Origin of the sequence: Flexivirga caeni (assembly GCF_003724155.1) — a bacterium.
Taxonomy (GTDB): Bacteria; Actinomycetota; Actinomycetes; order Actinomycetales; family Dermatophilaceae; genus Flexivirga; species Flexivirga caeni.
This window is the reverse complement of the sequence record NZ_RJJQ01000005.1, coordinates 53,340-69,501: the sequence shown is the minus strand read 5'-3', so window position 1 is coordinate 69,501 and position 16,162 is coordinate 53,340. Positions and strand designations below refer to the sequence as shown.

The 16,162-nt window shown below is 70.0% G+C and carries 12 protein-coding genes; 5 read left to right on the top strand and 7 right to left on the bottom strand.

The window, feature by feature from the left end:
• Positions 1 to 31: 31 nt before the first annotated feature.
• The 3 genes from EFY87_RS07150 to EFY87_RS07140 form a co-directional block, all read right to left on the bottom strand.
• On the bottom strand, positions 32 to 5,536 hold the full coding sequence (locus EFY87_RS07150; protein ID WP_281276177.1) for an ATP-binding protein: 5,505 nt from the start codon (positions 5,534 to 5,536) through the stop codon (positions 32 to 34).
• A gap of 89 nt (positions 5,537 to 5,625) precedes the next feature.
• Complete coding sequence (locus EFY87_RS07145) at positions 5,626 to 6,036, bottom strand: DUF6912 family protein (protein ID WP_123270786.1); 411 nt, start codon at positions 6,034 to 6,036, stop codon at positions 5,626 to 5,628.
• Positions 6,033 to 7,448: a WS/DGAT/MGAT family O-acyltransferase gene (locus EFY87_RS07140; protein WP_123270785.1), complete on the bottom strand. Its 1,416-nt coding sequence runs from the start codon at positions 7,446 to 7,448 to the stop codon at positions 6,033 to 6,035. The genes EFY87_RS07145 and EFY87_RS07140 overlap by 4 nt, the downstream gene beginning before the upstream one ends.
• Before the next feature lie 114 nt (positions 7,449 to 7,562).
• Between EFY87_RS07140 and EFY87_RS07135 the strand changes: the two genes are divergently transcribed.
• Together EFY87_RS07135 and EFY87_RS07130 are read left to right on the top strand one after the other, a co-directional pair.
• Entirely contained in the window at positions 7,563 to 8,084 is a 522-nt protein-coding gene (locus tag EFY87_RS07135) for a SigE family RNA polymerase sigma factor (RefSeq protein ID WP_123270784.1), read from the top strand.
• Positions 8,081 to 8,761, top strand: coding sequence for a hypothetical protein (locus tag EFY87_RS07130; protein ID WP_123270783.1), 681 nt, complete (start codon positions 8,081 to 8,083; stop codon positions 8,759 to 8,761). Before EFY87_RS07135 ends, EFY87_RS07130 begins: the two co-directional genes overlap by 4 nt.
• Positions 8,762 to 8,796: 35 nt before the next feature.
• Here the strand turns inward: EFY87_RS07130 and EFY87_RS07125 are convergent, their stop codons facing one another.
• The gene (locus EFY87_RS07125; RefSeq protein ID WP_123270782.1) at positions 8,797 to 10,131 is read right to left on the bottom strand and encodes a CpaE/TadZ family protein; all 1,335 of its coding nucleotides are present in this window, start codon (positions 10,129 to 10,131) and stop codon (positions 8,797 to 8,799) included.
• Positions 10,131 to 10,814, bottom strand: a complete 684-nt coding sequence (locus EFY87_RS07120; RefSeq protein WP_123270781.1) for a CpaB family protein — start codon at positions 10,812 to 10,814, stop codon at positions 10,131 to 10,133. Before EFY87_RS07120 ends, EFY87_RS07125 begins: the two co-directional genes overlap by 1 nt.
• 190 nt (positions 10,815 to 11,004) lie before the next feature.
• Between EFY87_RS07120 and EFY87_RS07115 the strand changes: the two genes are divergently transcribed.
• Positions 11,005 to 11,223: a helix-turn-helix domain-containing protein gene (locus EFY87_RS07115; protein ID WP_123270780.1), complete on the top strand. Its 219-nt coding sequence runs from the start codon at positions 11,005 to 11,007 to the stop codon at positions 11,221 to 11,223.
• Positions 11,224 to 11,241: 18 nt separating this feature from the next.
• Here the strand turns inward: EFY87_RS07115 and EFY87_RS07110 are convergent, their stop codons facing one another.
• Positions 11,242 to 11,784, bottom strand: a complete 543-nt coding sequence (locus EFY87_RS07110; protein WP_123270779.1) for a hypothetical protein — start codon at positions 11,782 to 11,784, stop codon at positions 11,242 to 11,244.
• 139 nt (positions 11,785 to 11,923) lie between these two features.
• On the opposite strand from EFY87_RS07110, the gene EFY87_RS07105 reads away from it, so the two are divergent.
• Together EFY87_RS07105 and EFY87_RS07100 are read left to right on the top strand one after the other, a co-directional pair.
• Positions 11,924 to 12,718 (top strand): LysM peptidoglycan-binding domain-containing protein, encoded by a 795-nt coding sequence (locus EFY87_RS07105; protein ID WP_148043278.1) that lies wholly within the window; start codon positions 11,924 to 11,926, stop codon positions 12,716 to 12,718.
• Positions 12,715 to 13,257 (top strand): Rv3235 family protein, encoded by a 543-nt coding sequence (locus EFY87_RS07100; RefSeq protein WP_123270777.1) that lies wholly within the window; start codon positions 12,715 to 12,717, stop codon positions 13,255 to 13,257. The genes EFY87_RS07105 and EFY87_RS07100 overlap by 4 nt, the downstream gene beginning before the upstream one ends.
• Positions 13,258 to 13,275: 18 nt before the next feature.
• Here the strand turns inward: EFY87_RS07100 and secA are convergent, their stop codons facing one another.
• Positions 13,276 to 16,005, bottom strand: a complete 2,730-nt coding sequence (secA, locus tag EFY87_RS07095) for a preprotein translocase subunit SecA (protein WP_123270776.1) — start codon at positions 16,003 to 16,005, stop codon at positions 13,276 to 13,278.
• Between the last annotated feature and the right edge of the window lie 157 nt (positions 16,006 to 16,162).

Below are 16,162 nucleotides of genomic sequence, written 5' to 3'. Positions count from 1 at the left end.
CCACACGTCCCCTGCCCGCGCCCCGTCGCACTCAGCCGAGGGCACGCACCAGGGTCTCGACGATCTTCGGGCGCAACTCGGAGGCGGCGACGACTTCGTCGACCGAGCCGACCTGCACGGCTCGATGTATGTCGTGAACGCTGTCGAACTCCGAGGCGATCTCGGCAATCTTCGCTGCGCGCAGGCTGGCCTGCAGATCGTCGAGTTCGACGATCAACGCTGCACGTTCGGCTCCCTGCGCACCGTCGATCCGCTGTTGCAACTCGGCCAGCGCAGGGTCTGCCGCAGCACGTTTGGCGACCTCCGAGGCGAACACCACCGCAGCCGCGGGCGCACCCCCCAGCACCGACGCGAACGAGCCGTCCACAGCAAGCACCGTCATCTGCGGGTTGAGCCGCTTGGAGAAGACCACGAACGCGCCGCCGTGATAGCGGGAGATGACACAGAAGACGATCGGGCCCTCGAAGTTGACGATGGCCCGGCCGATCTCGGCGCCATACTCCAACTGCAGGTTGCGCATCGACTCCGGTGACCCGTCGAAACCCGACAGGTTGGCGAGCACCACGACCGGGCGGTTGCCGGACGCCGAGTTGATTGCGCGCGCGACCTTCTTCGACGACCGCGGGAAGAGCGTCCCCGCGGTGTAGGTGTCGGGACCATCGGTGGGCGGGAAACCTTGTCGTGCAACAGGTTTGGACTCGATGCCGATGAGGCTGACCGGGAACCCTCCGATGCGAGCGTCAACGGTGACAGCGGTTTCGGCGTCCGCCATACCGGCCCACCGCTCCAGCATCGAGTGGTCGCTGTCGGCGACGGCGCGCATGACGCTGCGGATGTCGAACGCCCGCTTGCGGTCGGGGTTGAACTCCGCAGAGAAGATGTCGCCGACGGTGTCGAAGTCGCCGTCGTGCGGGCTGGTGGAGATGTCACGGTCGACCGGGTCGCCGGTGGCCGCGCGACGCGGACCGGGCTCTCCCGGAACGACATACGTGTGCTCGTAGTGCCGCATCAGCACGCCGAGCGCACCGGCCAGATCGGGCACCCAATACTGCGCCTGGCCGTTCGGGCCCATCACCCGGTCGTAACCGCCGATGCCGAAGTTGTCCTCGGCGGAGACGCTCCCGGCAAAGTCGAGCGTCTGCTTGCCGGTCAGCACCATCGCGCTGTCCGGAGTCATCACCAGGATGCCCTTGGTGTGCATCAGCATCGTCGCCTCGGCGTTCCAGTACGGCTGACCGCCCACGTTGATGCCCGCGACGACGATGTTGATCTCGCCGCCCGCCTGCGTGAACTCCACGATGCGCTTCAAGCCGACCGCGACCCAGTCGAGGTTCTCGCTGCCGCTGCTCATCGAGACCCGCGCACCGGCGGAGACGGCGAACCATTCGACCGGCACCTGCATCCGCTCGGCGAGGTCGATCGCCGCGACGACCCTGCTGCACTCCGGCTCGGCAAGCGCACCCAGCGACTTGATCGGGTCGCCGGCGAGCACCACGCGGGTGATGCCCTCGGGGTAGAGGTCGCTCGGCGTGCTGACGACGCCGACGATGATGCCTGCAGTGTTCTGGCCGCGGGGCCGGTCAACTGGTACGAGCTGACCCTGCTCATCGAAGTCGTACTCCACGAAACTGCCTGCGCCAGCGAGGTTCTGCTCGAGTTCGTAGGGGTAGACCAAACCACGGCGACGCGCGCGCAAGACCTTGCCGGCGTAGTCGTCGAGCGGTGCGAGCGGCTCGGTGGGCGGCTCGGTGATCTCGGCGGAAACCCCGGCCCCGGGGGTTGCGTGGAAGCGGATCGCGATCGGCACCAGGTTGCCCTGCCCGTCCTCGACCCGTCCCTGCGCGAGCACCTCTTCGATGCCGGCACCCTCGGTGAGCGGCGTGATCTTGGACTGCAGCGCCGCCAACTGCGCGACGTCCGCCTCGACCGGTGGCCAGACGGTCACCCAGACATGATTGACGTCCAGCGGGTTGCGCCCGCGCCCGTGGGACGCACGCACCCGGCGGATCGCCTCCAGGCAGTTCTCGACCGCCCGCTCCGCGTGCGGCAGCGCGACGACGTTGCCTTCCTCGTCGCGCACCACCGCGAGCTGCCGCACCTGCGCCAGCGCGATCAGCCGGTGGTCCGACGGGTTGCTGCGCGCCACACAGTCGAGCAACAGCACGTCGTCGGGTGCGTCCAGGCGGCGTACGTCGAACTCGCGCAGCCGCCACAGGTTGAGCCGGCGCCCCACCATCGGGTGCATCCCGCGCACCAGGTCGTCCTCGGACCAGCCGCCGTCGCCGTCGGGGCGGAAGGTGAAGTAGTCGACCGGCCGCGGCGCGGGCGGGCACACCGCGAACGAGACGCGGCGCGGAACCTGCGCGAAGTGCTGCGCCCGCAACAACTCCAGCAGCGCGTCGCGCACGGCGTCCGCCTGCATGGGCTGGTCGGCCCAGCGCAGGTAGATCTCCAACACCGTGTCGTGACCGGCGGACGGCTCGTGGTTCAGGTCCGACGCCAGCGAACCGTCGCGCACCTGCGCGATGTCGCCGACCGTGGCCACCACGCGTGTCCGGCCGTGGCGCTCCGACTGGTATTCGGCGCGCGCCGTCGGACGCGCGCCGACCCGGCCGGCGTGCAGGTCACGCAGGTCGTACTCGAGGTAGTGCCGGCGGATCAGCACTTCCAGCATCGGCTCGGACGCGTTGCCAATCGCGCTGGGGTCGGCGTAGAGCCGGTCGCGCAGGAACCCCACGAGCTGCTCTGGTATGGCGGTGAGCGCCTCGATGCGCGCTTCCCTCTCCGGGGCAGCCGGGTCGGCGAGCGCGGCGATCTCGTCGGCCACGCCTCCCAGCACGCTGGAGCGCTCGACGTCCACGATCGGCTGGTCGAACCAGCCGAAGCGCACCGACCTGGCCAGGTCTCCGACCACGGCGAACCGGCGCTGGGTGGCGCGCACGACGTCTTCGAGCAGCGCCCGCGCTCCGCCCGCGTCGGTCGGTGCGGGCACCGACAGCCAGCTGCGCAGCAGCTGCACCGCGATATCGACGTCGCTGACCTCCTGCTGCGCGAGGAAGATGCGGAACAGCGCCTCCTCCAGCGCCGGCGTGCGATCAAGGTCGCTGATGCCGTAGTGGCGCAACACGCGAAGCAGCTTGCTGCGGAACGAATCCGGCAGGTCGCCGCGCGCCAGGTCGAGACTGCGCAAATAGGTCTGAAAATGCTCGCGGGAGCTGTGCACCCGAAGCTCCACATGCGCCTCGTCGCGGGCCGGCCGGTTGCGGCTCAGCTCGGCGAAGTCGGCGAACATCTCCAGCAGGCCGAGCTCGTCGGCGCTCGGCGGCGCCGTGGTGTCCCGCTCGTCCAGGTAGCGGCGCAGCGTGACGAGACGCTGGGCGGGGCCCACGTCATACCCCATCAGCGCGGAGCGCAACGTGCTCATCGCGGCGGCGTCGCGCTCGGCCTTGGTGCGGACCCGCTCGTCGGTCGGCAGCCCCAGGTCGGTGGCGGTGACCTCGGCGACCTCCTCCTCCGCCTCGCCGGTGGGCTCGAGCCGCACCAGCGGCACGCCCGTCTCGACCTGGGTGCCCGGACGGACCAGCAACTCGCGTACGCGCCCGCTGAACGGCGCGGGGAGCACGGTTTCCATCTTCATCGACTCCAGGACCAGCACCGGATCGCCGGCACTGACCTCGTCGCCGACGGCGACCGGGGTCGCGACGATCAGCGCCGGCGCGGGCGCGCGCATCACGCCGCCCTCGTCGCGGCTGATCCGGTGGGTGACACCGTTGACCTCGATCAGCTGCGTTGGGCCGTGCGAGGCGCTCGACACCCGGAACGGCTCGCCGTCGACGAGCAGCCGGCTGTGCACGTCGTCCAGGCGCACCAGCGACGCGTCCACCGTGCGGGTCTGCGCACCGGCGGTCACACTGACGCGGTAGTCGGAGGGGCTGACCCGGCGCACCGCCACCGAGAACGTCTCGCCGCGCAGCTTCAGCTCGGTGCTGCCGTCCGGGTCGTGATGCACCTGCGGACGGCCACCGTGTGCCGTGTCCAGGAAGCCCGCGATCTCCGCGCGTTCCCTCTCGGCATACCCCTCGATCGCGGCGGCGACCAGCGCGACACCGGAGTGCGGGTGATCGGCAAGGCGGCCCGTGGCGCGCATCCGGTCGATCCACCCGGTGTCGGCCCACTCCGGCGTGCCACGGGTGATCTCGGGCTGAGCCAGCAGTTCGAGCACGAAGCTCTTGTTGGTGACGCCGCCCTCGATGATCACCGTCGTCTCGTCCATCGCGCGCCGCAACCGGGCCAGCGCCTCGTCGCGGGTGGCACCGTGGGCGATGATCTTGGCGATCATCGAATCGAAATCGGCCGGGATCGTGTCACCTTCGGAGACACCCGTATCGACCCGTATGCCGGGGCCGGCCGGGAGTTCCAGTCGCGCGATGCGACCGGGCGCCGGCGCGAAATCACGGTCGGGATCCTCGGCGTTCAGCCGCGCCTCGACGGCATGCCCGCGCTCCACCGGGCGCTCACCGCGCAGCGGCTGTCCCGAGGCGACCTGCAGCTGCAGCGCCACCAGGTCCAGGCCGGTGACGGTCTCGGTGATCGGATGCTCGACCTGCAGCCGGGTGTTGACCTCCAGGAATGCGAACGTCCGCTCGGCCGGGTGATAGAGGAACTCGACCGTGCCGGCCCCCAGATAGTCGACCGCGAGTGCCAGGCGCTCGGCGCTGGCCTTCAGCTCACCGGACTGGTCGGCATCCAGCAGCGGCGAGGCGGATTCCTCGATGATCTTCTGGTTGCGACGCTGCACCGAGCAGTCACGCACCCCGACCGCCCACGCGGTGCCCTGACCGTCGGCGATGACCTGCACCTCGACGTGCCGTGCGCCGGTGACCAGCTTCTCCAGGAAGACCACGCCGGAGCCGAACGCGCGCTCCGCCTCGTCGCGGGTGCGCTGGTAGGCGTCCTCCAGATCAGCCGGCCCGGAGACCTTGCGGATGCCGCGGCCACCGCCGCCCGCAGTCGCCTTGAGCATCAGCGGATAGCCGATGCGTTCGGCGGCTTCGAGCGCCTCGTCCAGCGTGTCCACCCCGCCGCGGCTCCAGGGCGCGACCGGGACGCCGACCTCCTCGGCGATCAGTTTGGAGCCGATCTTGTCGCCGAGCCGGCGCATCGCGTCGGCGGACGGGCCGATGAACGTCACCCCGAGCCGGTCGCACAGCTCCGCGAACGCGGGGTCCTCGGCGACGAATCCCCAGCCGACCCACGCGGCATCGGCTCGGGCGTCGACGAGTGCCCGCTCCAGCGCGGCCAGGTCGAGGTAGGGCCGGTCAGCGGCAGCACCGATCAGGTGAGCTTCGTCGGCCTCGCGGGCAAAGGCGGCACCAGCATCGACATCGGTGTGGAACGCGATGGTCTGCAGCGGCGAGCTGTCGCCTTCGAGGGCGCGCCGGGCGTTGACGTCGCGCACCGCGTGGATGAGCCGCATGGCGGACTCTCCACGGTTGACGATGGCGATGCGGTTCAGAGTTCGGGGGACGGATTGCACAGTGAGACTTTGCCATCTTCCGGCGGTTACTCCACAGTCCCGCACCGAATTGTTTCGGATTCCCCCTCAGCGTGGTCGGGCAGACCCCATCAGGAAACCGTTTCCAGCACCAGGGCGAGTTCGGTCGCGTCATACCAGGACAGCTCGAGGTCGGCGTCGACGTCGCGCTCGCCGGCGGGGTCCAGCACGTGGAAACTGGCGACATGCTGCTGCGGCAGTTCGCCGGAAACCCGCACAGCAGAAGGGGATTCACCATCCGGCTGATCCGTGACGTGTTCGTCGCGCATGTCCACCGCGGCGACCACTCGCCCCCCGCGCGCAGCCGCGGCGGTCGCGGCCTCCTGGGTCGCGAGATATTCCAGGCCTTCCAGGTCCTCCGCCGGCGCCGCGGCCCGCAGCCGGTCGGTCACCGCGAACGCCGCACGGGCGCCGGCGGGCAGCACTCGCGTCCGGTGCAACGCCTCCAGGTCGTCGACGTCCAGCGGCAGGTAGACCCTCATGGGCGTGTCTCCGTTTCGTCCAGTAGCTCGGCGAGCGCGTCGGCCAGGCACTGGCCAAACAGCTCGAGGTCGGGCATCGCGTCGCGATCGGCGGTCAGCCCGAAGTCGACCCGCCCGTTGTATGACGTCAGGCCGATCGACAGGGTCTGCCCCTTCGGCAGCGGTATGACGGGGTAGCTCTCGACCATCGGAGCGTCACCGGCATACAGCACGCGCTGCGGGCCGGGCACGTTCGTGACGACCAGGTTGAACATGCGACGCGACATGGCGTTGCCGAGCCGAGCGCCGAGCGAGTGCAACGTCGGCGGCGCGAAACCGGCGAGACCGGCGATCGAGGCAGCGTCGACGGCCGGCCCGCCGCCTTCCAGCTGGGCCGCCGTCGCGTAGGCGATCTGGTGCAGCCGCATCATCGGGCGCGCCTCGCCGACTGGCAGGTCGACGAACATCGGCGACACCTCTTCGCCCTCACCGTCCTCGTGCTCGACGCTGAGGGGGACGAGCGCGCGGACCGTCTCGGCGCCGGGCACCGCTTCACCGCGCGCAAGCAGCCAGCCCCGCAGCGCCCCGGTGATGGTCGCGAGCACGACGTCGTGCACGGTGACACTCTCGGGACATTGCGCGCGGACCCGGCGATAGGTATCCAGGCCGGTCGAGACCATCACGAACCTGCGGTGGGCGCTCACCGTGCGGTTGAGCACGCTGTCGGGCGCGGGGCTCGCCGCCATCCGCGCGAGCACGCCGGTCGCCGAGGCCGCGCCGGAGACGCCCCTGCGAGTCAGCCGTCCCGCGCCGGACACGACCCCGCCGATCCCTCCGGCCAGCAACTGGCCGGCGCTGCGCGGGTTGCGCGCGACGTCTCCGGCGACGGCTGCGACCAGCTCCAGCGCGTTCGGTGGCCGCGCCGCCCGCCACGTCTGCGGGATCGGGTGCTCGCGAGTGGCCTCCGGGTCGACGATGATCTGGCCGATGTCGATCGCGTGGATGCCATCGACCAGGGCGATGTGCGTCTTGGTGACGATGGCGAACCGGCCGCCGGCGAGCCCGTCGACGAGGTAGAGCTCCCACAGGGGCCGGTCCGGGTCGAGCGGCCGCGCCTGCACCCGGCCGACGAACTCCTCGAGCTGCTCTGCCGTGCCCGGTTTGGGCAGCGCCGACCGGCGCACGTGGTAGCTGACATCGAACTCGTCGTCATCGACCCACATCGGCGGCAGCAGCCGCGCCGGTAGCTGGCGCACCTTCTGCCGGTACCGCGGCACGAACGCGATGCGGTTGCTGACCAGGCCGACCAGCTGTTCGTAGTCGAATCCGCCTCCGGTCGGTTCGAAGATCAGCACCGAGCCGACATGCATCGGCGTCGAACGGTCCTGCAGGTAGAAAAACGACGCATCGAGCGCGCTCAGTCGGTCGGCCACGAGGTCATGTTTTCACGTCGGGAGGGCAACCTGGGTGCGTGCCGCCCCCGTTCATGGGGGGGGGGACGACGCGATCGGCGCCGCCAGGTGCGGGCCGAAGGAGGAGCAGCGTGTATGACGAGTGAACGCGATGTGGGTTTCACCGAGTTCGTGACCGCCAACCGCGGCCGGCTGGAACGCGCGGCCCGGCTGCTCACCTATGGGAACGAACAAGACGCCGAGGACCTGGTCCAGCAGGCACTCACCAAGCTCTATGTCCACTGGCCGCGCGTCGCCCGGGGAACCGGTCCGCTCACCTACAGCTACCGGATCCTCACCACCACCTTCATCGACGAGTCACGCCGCGCCTGGCGACGGCACGAGCGAACGGGCTCCCTACCGGCGGAAACCGGTGTACCCGCGCCCGATGCAGATACCAGGGCAACGGTGCTGGCAGCGCTCGCGGCGGTGCCGCCGCGACAACGCGCGGTCATCGTCCTGCGCTACCTGCTGGACCAATCCGTCGAACAGACGGCGACCCTGCTCCATTGCTCCGAAGGCACCGTGAAGTCGCAGAGCGCCAAGGCGCTCGCGACCCTGCGGATCCGGCTCGCCGACGTCCACACCGACACCACGCACCATGGAGGAACCTCATGACCGACCTCGCCGAGCTGCTCGACCGGGCAGCGGAACCCGCTGCCGCGCACGTCGTCCCCGTCGACTCCGACATCGCTCGCGGTCGTGCAGCCCTGCGCCGCCGTCGCGCCGGTATGGCGGGAGGAGTCTGCGCTGCGGCGCTTCTCGTCAGCGGTGCAGGCGGTTTCGTGATCACGCGCAGCGCGGCCACACCGGAGCGCGTCGCACCGGCCGCCGCATCCCATCCCACGACGACCGCGCGGTCGCCGCACCCGGCACGTGCAAGGACCGCAGCGCCGTTCCGGGGCTCCCTGGGTGCCCGGCCGTTCGAGTTGCACTATGTGCCGCCGGGCTGGAAGGTGCAGGGCTGGACCCCGGAGTCCCTGGTGCTGGTGCACACCGACGGATCGCCGCACACCACCGTGCAGGACTTCGAGGGCAAGATCGCCATCGAGTCCGCCGCACAGCCGCTCCCGCAGACCGGCATCGTGCGGACGCTCGACGGCAAGCGGTTCCGGGTGACCACCCTGCGATCCGCGGACGGCTCGCCGACACCGGTCATCGGCAGCCTGACCCCGTCATACGGCAAGGGATACCTGGTGGTGCAGGGCACGACGGGAGCCGACGCCGCAGAGCTGCTGAAGATCGCGGCCGGGACGGTCCCGGCCGGGCACGATGGGTCGCCCGCACTGGGTTGAGCCGCACATCCCGATGCGTCCCTGACGGGCCGTGCTCAGCGCCGCGCGGCGAACCAGCCCCGCCGGGTGGTGGCGACCACGCCGGTCAGGTCGGCGGCAAGAGAGGTGATCGCCTTGCGGGCCGGCGAGCCCGGGGCATGCTCAGCCAGCAGCCGCCCGGCCAGCAGCGCGCCGTCGCAGGCCGGCCGGTCGTCGGGGATCGTGCGGCTCTGCGCCACCCCGGCAAACCGCTGCAGGGCGTCGGTGACCCGCTGCTCCGGGCCGGTGCCTACCGCCGCCGCCCGGACCTTGTTGGCGACCACGAGCGGCGGGTCCGGGCGGACCGCTCGCAAGTCCTCCAGCCCGCGGACCAGGCGCTGCAGACCGACCGGATCGGCAGCACCGACGGCTATCACCGTGGTCGCGGCCCGCAGTGCGGCAAGGGCCGCGGCGTTGCGCCGCGGCGCGGCGGTGTCATAGCTGAGTTCCTCGTCCTCTTCCAGCGGCGCCGCCACGTCGACCACCACCAGCCGGGCCAGGGTGCGGCACTGCTCCAGGACGGCGGTCAGCGAATCGTCCCGGATCTCGGGCCACCGGTCGGCGCGCGGCAGCCCGGTCAGCACGCGCAGCCCAGGACTCACCTGCGGACACGACGCGGCCAGCGACCGCACATCGAGGTGACCCGAGTCGGCGAGCCGGGTGGCCGCGGCCACGCCGGGCGCCTCGTCGAGCAGCGCGAGATGCTGCGCAACGGACGCGGCGTGCGTATCCGCGTCGACAAGCACGGTGGACACCCCGAGCCGGGCGGCCTCGCCGGCCAGATTGACCGCGAGCACGGTGCGGCCCGGAGCACCGGGCGGACCCCACACGACCACGACCGGCGCCGCGGAACGCTCCTCGCGCTCCGGTTCCAGGAACGGATTGTGCGGCAGGTATGACGAACCGCTCGTCATGGCTGCCAGCTCCTCGCCGATCGGGTCCGCGTCGCTCTCCTCACGCCGCTCGGCCGGGAGTTGCTGCTCCGCCGGGTTGTCACCCGTGTCGGCAGCCACCGACACTGCGGCGGCGAACTCCGCCGGGGTCGCGTCGGTCCGCAGCCGTGTCGGAACACCCCACTGCCGCAACACTTCCCGCTCCTCGACCGCACTCGGCCCGTGTACGCCCACCAGCCCGGTGCCCGCGCCGCGCAGCGTCGCGATCGCGCCGCGGTCGAGGTCCGCGAAGTCCGCGGAAACGAGGGCGACGTCGGCGCGCCCGGCGCCACAGACGGCGAGCAGATCGGCCACGTCGGCGCAGCGCCGGACCAGCCGCACTCCGGTCACCCGCCCGATGGTCGCGGCCACGGCCGCCTCGTGAGCCGCTCCGATGGCGGTCACCACCGCGGTTGCCATCAGCTGCCCTTCAACGGGGAGCCGGCGGCCGGCACCAGGTCGACCTTGGCACCCTGGTTGATCGCGCCGAGCACCTCGGCGATGTTCTCGTCGGGCACCAGCACGTGCACCGCACCGCTGTCGGAGGCGACCGAGAACCCACCGCCGGCACTGGGCACGCGCGCGACGACCGCACGCTGCAGCAGGCGGTCCGGCGCGTCGTACGCATCCCGGCCGGTCTCCCCCGTCTTCTTGCGCGACACCCACAGATCGACGACCGACCCCTTGACCAGGGTCGCGACCTGCCCCGAATCCACGGGAACCGCAACGGCTTTCGAGTGCACTGCCGCTCCGCTGCCGACCGCCGACCGGGGCACCAGCTCCCCGGTGCGCACCTCGCGCAGTACCTCGCCCTTGGGCAGCGCCTCGTCCGCTCCGAGGTAGGTGCTGCTCGCGCGGTCGATGCGCACCTTCACCGGACGCAGGTCGGAGTCGTGCAGTTGCTGACCCGGCACCAGCGGACGGGTCGCCTGCAGGACTTCGATCGAGCTGTCGTAGTGACGCAGAGCCGCAGCGCCCCCGATGGTCGCGACCAGCACCAGCAGCACGCCGGCGACCAGCCGGCTGTCGTTCCACGACGGACGCTGCAGCCGCCGGGCCGCTGGTTTCGGCAGTTCCTCGCCGGTTGAGCGTCGAGTCTCCACGTGTGCTCCCCTTCACCGCCCGCGAACGAAGCTCGCAGGAGTCGTTCTGAAATTTTTCAGGTTCTTCGCACTGTAGAGAGTTCTCCGGCCCGTTGGGGGCGTTATCCACAGGGATCCGCGGCAGCCGTGGGGCAATGCGCCACAATGGGACCGGCCTCGCCATACGACCGACCCAGGAGGGCAGCCACCCGTGCCAGCGCGCTTCGTGTCCATCGCCGACGTCGCCGAGACGCTCAGCATCTCTTCGCGGCAGGCCTACGGCCTGGTGACCAGCGGCGAGCTGCCGGCGATCAAGGTGGGCAAGTCCTGGCGGATCGAGCTGACCGAGCTGGAGGCCTTCATCCAGCGGCAGTATGCCGACGCGCGGGCGCATGTCGCGGCGGGCGACTTCGCCGACGACGAGGTCTGACCCGCGGCGATCTCCGGCTCAGGCGCGCCGCACGATCGCGATGGCCGCGAAGGGCACGACCCGGTGTCCGGTCAGCGCAACGGTGCGCCGCACCGCATCCGCCGGGTGCTCGGCCAGGTCGAGGTGGTCCGCGCCGACCTTGTCGATGGTTCCGGTGGCGAGACCTCCGGCGGCATCGTGGATCGCCACCGGAGCCCGGTCGCGCGCGATCGCGCGCAGCGCCACACCCACCCCGAAGCGCCGGCCCATGCCGCGATCGTCGTCGCTGTGCCCGGCAAGGCCGACCACCGCAGTGATCGCGGCCACCGGCAGCAGCGCTGCGTGACGGCCGTGCTCCTGCAGGAGTAGCCAGTCCTTGCCGAGATCGTCCAGCACGCCCCGCACCGGGCCGGCTCCGGTGATCACGGTGATCGTCCTGCCGACCGAACGCGCCGCACGATCCAGCACGGTGACCTCGGCCCGCTCGCGCCGGGTGCGGTCGGCGATCTCCGCGTGCAACTCGCGCCGCTGCTCGGCGAGCAACTGCGCCTCGAGATCCGCGAACAAGTCCTGCCATCGCACGCCGTAACCGTAACCGGAGGCCGCAAGGCATGGACAACCGCGCCTGCATGTGTTTAGGTGCAGCTAATGTCTGTTGATGTCGTTTATGACATTTTCGGTACTTTTGAGTGCAGGTAATCCACGCCGAAAGGAGCATCCGATGCCGGTTGACGAATGCGTGGACAGGCGACATCGGGCGCGAGCCGCCGTGGTAGGCGCCGTCGTCGTCCTGGTGCTGTCCGGGGCTGCCTGGTGCGCGTGGCTCGGCCTACAGCACGAGGTCTTCCGGCTGGGCCGGCGCAGCGCGGTGCGCACCATCGACGCCGTGCCGGTGTTGCTGTGGGCCGCGCTGGTGCTCGCCGTGCTGTGGGCCGCGGTGCTGGTCGCGCTCGCGACGGCAACCGTGCTGCGCCCGTCACGCGGAAACATCCCGCCCGGCGGCCCGGGCACAGCGCCACGTCCGACCGGGCCTCTGGTCGGGCGGCTGGCCGGCATACTGCTGGCGATCACCACCCTGTCGGCGCTGTCCACTGCGGCGCCCGCGCTCGCCGCGCCGGCACCGCCGGCTGCGACCGCGCCCACAACCGTCTCGGCTGCTATGGCGCCGAAAACCACTGCCGTTACGTCAGATTCGTGCGATGCGCAGCTCCCGTCACCGGGCTGGGTGCCCGATCGCCCGGCCCGCACCGACCAAGTGGCTCGCGACTGCGCGCCGCTGATCACCGGCAAGACGGTCTCCGACGACTCCGGCGAGGTGGTGGTCCACCGCGGCGACACGCTGTGGTCCATCGCGGCCGCCCAGCTCGGCCCGCACGCCGACGCGCGGGCTGTCGCCGCCGAGTGGCCGCGCTGGTATGCCGCCAACCGGCACCTCATCGGTGCCGATCCCGACCTGCTGCAGATCGGCATCCGGCTGCAGTCCCCCGACCACGTCGTGGAAGGAAGCGCGCGATGACCACGACCGCGATTGCCCACCCGCTCGAGTTGCGACCCGCCTCCGGCTGGACGCCACCGCCCCTCGACGAGCACGCCGTCGACGTGCTCTACGACGAGGTCGTGACAGCGGCACGCAGCAGGCGGCGCCACTACTCGCAACCGGCGCTCCGGGTGCTCGTGGGCGACGATCGCACCGACCCCGAGTTCGGACCACAGCCGACCACGGCCGGCCAGCTGCCCGAGCCGCGCGCGTGGGTGCACCGGCTGGCCGGCGCCCTCCTGGAATGTATGACGGGAGTCCGCTCCACCAACCAGATCGCCCGATGGGTCAGCCCCCTGGTTCGCGAACGGGTCACCGCCCGCGCGACCATCGCCAAGCGCCGCGGCGCGCGACCGCTGCATCGCTCACTGGTGCGCCGGGTGCACATCTGCGAACCCGACGACGGTGTCGTCGAAGCCAGTGTGGTCGTGCAACACGACGGCCGGGTGCGCGCGCTCGCGCTGCGCCTGGTCGGCGTCGACGGCCGTTGGCTGGTCACCGCGATGGAACTCGGCTGACCGGCGATCGCGAGTTCGTCAGCTGCGCGAGTTGGCCTTCTGCCGGGCGGACTTCTTCTTGGCCTTCTTGTTCGCCCGGCGCTGCGCACGCGGCAGGTCAGAGTCGTCCTCGCCGACGACGCGGCCGGCGTCGTCCACCTCGTGCGCGGTCGCGGACCCGTCCTCGCCCGGTGCGACGAAGGTCATCTTCTCCTTCGGCTGCGGCAGCGACGCCGCGATCTCCTCGGGGTCGACCTGCACGTGGAAGAGGTGCTGAACCGACTCCTCCTTGATGGCGTCGTTCATCGCACCGAAGAGCTGGAAGCCCTCGCGCTGATATTCGACCAGCGGGTCACGCTGGGCGTACTGCCGCAGGTGGATGCCTTCCTTGAGGTAGTCCATCTCGTAGAGGTGCTCGCGCCACTTGCGGTCCAGCACGGTCAGCACGACGCGGCGTTCGACCTCGCGGGAGACGCGGTCGCCGAGCTCCTGCTCGCGCGCGTCATACGCGTGCTGGGCGTCGGAGCGAAGCTCCTCGGCGAGCAGGTCCGCCTGCAGCCCGGCACGGCCGCCAACCTCCTCCTCGATCTCGCTCTCGGTGATCGACACCGGGTAGAGCTCGTGCAGCGCCTCCCACAGCTTGTCGAGATCCCAGTCGTCGGAGAAACCTTCGGCCGTGGCGCCGTCGACATACGCGTCGACGGTGTCGTTGATGAAGTGCCGGACCTGGTCCTCGAGGTCTTCGCCCTCCAGCACCTTGCGACGCTCGCTGTAGATGACCTCGCGCTGCCGGTTGAGCACGTCGTCATACTTCAGGACGTTCTTGCGGATCTCGAAGTTCTGGCTCTCGACCTGGCTCTGTGCGCTCGCGATGGACCGGCTGACCATCTTGGACTCGATCGGGACATCGTCCTCGAGTTTGGCGGTTTGCATGAAGCGGTCGACCATCGCAGCGTTGAAGAGCCGCATCAAGTCGTCCTGCAGCGACAGGTAGAAGCGGCTCTCCCCGGGGTCGCCCTGGCGACCGGCGCGACCGCGCAGCTGGTTGTCGATGCGGCGCGATTCGTGCCGCTCGGTGCCCAGCACGTAGAGCCCGCCCAGCTCGACGACCTCGTCGTGCTGCTTCGCGACGGCCTTCTCGGCCTTCTCCAGCGCCTCGTCCCAGGCCGCTTCGTAGTCTTCCGGGGTCTCCTCGGGCGAGAGCCCCTTGCGCTTCAGCGCCGCCATCGCGATGAACTCCGGGTTGCCGCCGAGCATGATGTCGGTGCCGCGGCCGGCCATGTTCGTCGACACCGTGACCGCGCCCTTGCGGCCGGCCTGCGCGACGATCGCGGCCTCGCTCTCGTTGTGCTTGGCGTTGAGGACCTCGTGCGGGATTCCCTTGCGACGCAACTGTTCCGAGAGGTACTCGCTCTTCTCGACGCTGGTCGTGCCGACCAGGATCGGCTGGCCCTCCTTGTGCCGAGCGACGATGTCGTCGACGACCGCCTTGAACTTCGCCTTCTCGGTGCGGTAGATCAGGTCCGGCTGGTCCTTGCGGATCATCGGCTTGTTGGTCGGGATCGTCACGACGCCCAGCTTGTAGATCTGGTAGAGCTCGGCCGCCTCTGTCTGGGCGGTGCCCGTCATACCGGCAAGCTTGTCGTACATGCGGAAGTAGTTCTGCAGGGTGACGGTGGCGAGTGTCTGGTTCTCGTTCTGGATTTCGACGCCCTCTTTGGCCTCGATCGCCTGGTGCATGCCCTCGTTGTAGCGGCGCCCGGCGAGCATGCGGCCGGTGTGTTCGTCGACGATCAGGATCTCGCCGTTCATGACGACGTAGTCCTTGTCCTTCTTGAACAGCTCCTTGGCCTTGATGGCGTTGTTCAGGTAGCCGATCAGCGGCGTGTTCTCCGCCTGGTAGAGGTTGTCGATGCCCAGCAGGTCCTCGACGATCTCGATGCCCGACTCCAGCAGGCCGACGGTCTTCTTCTTCTCGTCGACCTCGTAGTCGCCATCCCCCGGCAGCGAGTTCTCCTTTTTCGGCGAGCGCTTCAGGTGCTCGACGATCTTGGCGAACTCGACATACCAGCGGGTCGCCTCGTCGGCCGGGCCACTGATGATCAGCGGGGTGCGGGCCTCGTCGATCAGGATCGAGTCGACCTCGTCGACGATCGCGTAGTTGTGGCCGCGCTGCACGAGCTCCTCATCCGACCACGCCATGTTGTCGCGCAGGTAGTCGAAGCCGAACTCGTTGTTGGTGCCGTAGGTGATGTCCTTGGCGTATTCGACGCGACGCTCGTCGGGTGTCATCGACGACAGGATGCAGCCGGTCTCCAGCCCGAGGGCGCGGTGCACGCGGCCCATCTGCTCCGCCTGGGTCTCAGCCAGGTAGTCGTTGGTGGTGATGACGTGCACGCCCTTGCCGGTCAGCGCGTTGAGGTATGACGGGAGCGTCGCGACGAGGGTCTTGCCCTCACCGGTGCGCATCTCCGCCACGTTGCCCAGGTGCAGCGCTGCCCCGCCGGCGAGCTGCACGTCGAAATGCCGCTTGCCGATGGTGCGCTTGCTGGCCTCGCGGACCGCGGCGAACGCCTCGGGCAGCAGATCGTCCAGGGTCTCGCCGTCGGCGAGGCGCTTCTTGAACTTGTCGGTCTCCTCGCGCAACTCCGCGTCGGTCAGCCCGGCGAAGTCGTCCTCCAGCAGATTGACCTGTGCTGCGTAGGCCTGCAGCTTCTTGAGGGTGCGACCCTCACCGGCACGCAGGACCTTCTCAACGACCTTGGGCAACGAAAACTCCGAAGTTGAACGACGCCCGGGGGCGGACGTCTCGACGTGTAGACAGACTCACCCATGGTAATGGTCGAGAGGGGGTGCCGGGTTCCCGGCCGCGCTCAGGCGTCCGGCGGAGGTTTCCGTCCCATACTCTCGACCGTCGCGCCTTCGG

What these genes read in the sequence shown, in the direction of transcription:
- EFY87_RS07145 (WP_123270786.1), bottom strand. Translation starts at nt 6,036, where the DNA reads ATGAGGGTCTACCTGCCGCTGGACGTCGACGACCTGGAGGCGTTGCAC.
- EFY87_RS07135 (WP_123270784.1), top strand. Translation starts at nt 7,563, where the DNA reads ATGACGAGTGAACGCGATGTGGGTTTCACCGAGTTCGTGACCGCCAAC.
- EFY87_RS07130 (WP_123270783.1), top strand. Translation starts at nt 8,081, where the DNA reads ATGACCGACCTCGCCGAGCTGCTCGACCGGGCAGCGGAACCCGCTGCC.
- EFY87_RS07125 (WP_123270782.1), bottom strand. Translation starts at nt 10,131, where the DNA reads ATGGCAACCGCGGTGGTGACCGCCATCGGAGCGGCTCACGAGGCGGCC.
- EFY87_RS07105 (WP_148043278.1), top strand. Translation starts at nt 11,924, where the DNA reads ATGCCGGTTGACGAATGCGTGGACAGGCGACATCGGGCGCGAGCCGCC.
- EFY87_RS07100 (WP_123270777.1), top strand. Translation starts at nt 12,715, where the DNA reads ATGACCACGACCGCGATTGCCCACCCGCTCGAGTTGCGACCCGCCTCC.